This window comes from Streptomyces anatolicus (genome assembly GCF_019400875.1).
In the GTDB taxonomy this organism is placed as follows: Bacteria; Actinomycetota; Actinomycetes; order Streptomycetales; family Streptomycetaceae; genus Streptomyces; species Streptomyces anatolicus.
On the sequence record NZ_WMBF01000665.1, the window covers coordinates 1 to 2805 of the forward strand.

Annotated in this window: 2 protein-coding genes and 1 pseudogene; all 3 read left to right on the top strand. The window is 70.0% G+C overall.

Features of this window, described 5'->3' with window-relative positions; genetic code table 11:
* Positions 1 to 129, top strand: a pseudogene (locus tag GKQ77_RS33755) (CoA transferase); the annotation flags it as partial.
* An 89-nt stretch (positions 130 to 218) separates the two neighbouring features.
* Positions 219 to 1361 (top strand): acyl-CoA dehydrogenase family protein, encoded by a 1143-nt coding sequence (locus GKQ77_RS31110; RefSeq protein ID WP_219692463.1) that lies wholly within the window; start codon positions 219 to 221, stop codon positions 1359 to 1361.
* A 47-nt stretch (positions 1362 to 1408) separates the two neighbouring features.
* Positions 1409 to 2623, top strand: a complete 1215-nt coding sequence (locus GKQ77_RS31115) for an acetyl-CoA C-acetyltransferase (RefSeq protein WP_219692464.1) — start codon at positions 1409 to 1411, stop codon at positions 2621 to 2623.
* Positions 2624 to 2805 lie beyond the last annotated feature (182 nt).

Here is a 2805-nt window from a genome sequence, read left to right on the forward strand (position 1 = left end):
CCCGCGCCCCGCTTCTCCGCGACCCCGACGCGGGTGCGCACCGGCCCCGCGCAGCCGGGCGCCGACACCGCTGATGTGGCCCGCGACTGGGACGTACCGGCCCTCGCACCACCGTCGAAGCCGAGTTGACCGAGTTGACCGAGTCGGCCGAGCTGGCTGAGTTGACCGAAACCGCAAAGGGCTGGCCCTGAGAGCGGGCCCCAGGAGGCCACGTACAGATGAAACGGCAGATCTTCTCCGCCGAGCACGACGCGTTCCGCGAGACCGTCCGCACCTTCCTCGCCAAGGAAGTGCTCCCGCACTACGAGCAGTGGGAGAAGGACGGCATCGTCTCCCGCGAGGCCTGGCTCGCGGCCGGCAGGCAGGGGCTGCTCGGGCTCGCCGTCCCGGAGGAGTACGGCGGTGGCGGGAACGACGACTTCCGTTACTCCGCCGTCCTCGCCGAGGAGTTCACGCGCGCGGGCGCCGCCGGGCTCGCGGTCGGCCTGCACAACGACATCATCGGCCCCTATCTGACCTCGCTCGCCACCGAGGAGCAGAAGCGCCGCTGGCTGCCGGGCTTCTGCACCGGCGAGACGATCACGGCCATCGCCATGACCGAGCCCGGCGCGGGCTCCGACCTCCAGGGCATCCGCACCGCCGCCGAGGACCGCGGCGACCACTGGGTGCTCAACGGCTCCAAGACGTTCATCTCGAACGGCATCCTCGCCGACCTCGTCATCGTCGTCGCCAAGACCTCCCCCGAAGGCGGCGCGCACGGGCTCTCCCTGCTCGTCGTCGAGCGCGGCATGGAGGGCTTCGAGCGGGGCCGCAACCTCGACAAGATCGGCCAGAAGGCCCAGGACACCGCCGAGCTGTTCTTCCACGACGTACGCGTCCCGAAGGAGAACCTCCTCGGTGAACTCAACGGCGCCTTCGTGCACCTGATGACGAACCTCGCACAGGAGCGCATGGGCATCGCTGTCGCCGGGATCGCCGCCGCCGAACACCTGCTGGACATCACCACGACGTACGTCAAGGAGCGCGAGGCCTTCGGACGGCCGCTGGCCAAGCTCCAGCACATCCGCTTCGAGATCGCCGAGATGGCCACCGAGTGCGCCGTCACCCGCACGTTCCTCGACCGGTGCATCGTCGATCACTCGAACGGGGAACTCGACGCGGTCCACGCCTCGATGGCCAAGTGGTGGGCCACCGAGCTGCAGAAGCGGGTGGCCGACCGCTGCCTTCAACTGCACGGCGGCTACGGCTATATGACGGAGTACCGCGTCGCGAAGGCCTTCACCGACGGACGCGTCCAGACCATTTACGGCGGTACGACCGAGATCATGAAGGAGATCATCGGCCGCTCGCTCCTCGGCTGACCTCTCAGGCCCCTGAACCCTCCCGGACACCCCCGAAAGGCACTCGCGTGACCACCGAAGCGTACGTATACGACGCGATCCGCACTCCGCGCGGACGCGGCAAGGCCAGTGGCGCCCTGCACGGCACCAAGCCGATCGACCTCGTCGTCGGCCTGATCCACGAGCTGCGGGACAGGTTCCCCGGGCTCGACCCGGCCGCCATCGACGACATCGTCCTCGGTGTCGTCGGACCCGTCGGCGACCAGGGCTCCGACATCGCGCGGATCGCCGCCATCGCCGCGGGCCTGCCCGACACGGTCGCGGGCGTCCAGGAGAACCGCTTCTGTGCCTCGGGCCTCGAGGCCGTCAACCTCGCCGCGATGAAGGTCCGTTCGGGCTGGGAGGACCTCGTCCTCGCGGGTGGGGTCGAGTCGATGTCCAGGGTGCCGATGGCCTCCGACGGCGGCGCCTGGTTCAACGACCCGATGACCAACTTCGAGACGAACTTCGCGCCCCAGGGCATCGGCGCCGACCTGATCGCCACGATCGAGGGCTTCTCCCGGCGTGACGTCGACGAGTACGCGGCGCTTTCCCAGGAGCGGGCCGCCGCGGCCTGGAAGGACGGCCGCTTCGAGAGGTCGGTCGTCCCGGTCAAGGACCGCAACGGCCTTGTCGTCCTCGACCACGACGAGCACATGCGCCCCGGCACCACCGCGGACTCCCTCGCGGGGCTCAAGCCGTCCTTCAAGGACATCGGCGACATGGGCGGCTTCGACGCGGTCGCGCTGCAGAAGTACCACTGGATCGAGGAGATCGACCACGTCCACCACGCGGGCAACTCCTCCGGCATCGTCGACGGCGCCTCGCTGGTCGCCGTCGGCACCAAGGAGGTCGGCGAGCGGTACGGCCTCGCGCCGCGTGCGCGGATCGTCTCCGCGGCCGTCTCCGGCTCCGAGCCGCTGATCATGCTGACCGGGCCCGCGCCCGCGACGCGCAAGGCCCTCGCCAAGGCGGGGCTCACCATCGACGACATCGACCTCGTCGAGATCAACGAGGCGTTCGCGGCGGTTGTGCTGCGTTTCGTGAAGGACATGGGGCTGTCTCTGGACAAGGTCAACGTGAACGGCGGGGCCATCGCCATGGGGCACCCGTTGGGCGCCACCGGCGCGATGATCCTGGGAACGCTCGTCGACGAGCTGGAGCGGCGGGACCTCCGATACGGGCTGGCCACGTTGTGCGTGGGGGGCGGGATGGGCATCGCCACGATCGTGGAGCGGCTGTAAGGGGTCGCGCCGTAGGGGTTTGGGTGCGTCGCCTGCCGCGGGTGCGTCGTGGTTGCTCGCGCAGTTCCCCGCGCCCCTGAAGACGTGCGGCTTCGCCGCAGTCTTCCCCGATGGGCCCCCTGAAGGCGCGCCCCGTGCGCCCTCATGAGGCGCGGCGGAGCCGCTGCCTCAGGGGCGCGGGG

Coding starts and splice junctions, on each gene's coding strand:
- GKQ77_RS31110 (WP_219692463.1), top strand. CDS start 219: ATGAAACGGCAGATCTTCTCCGCCGAGCACGACGCGTTCCGCGAGACC.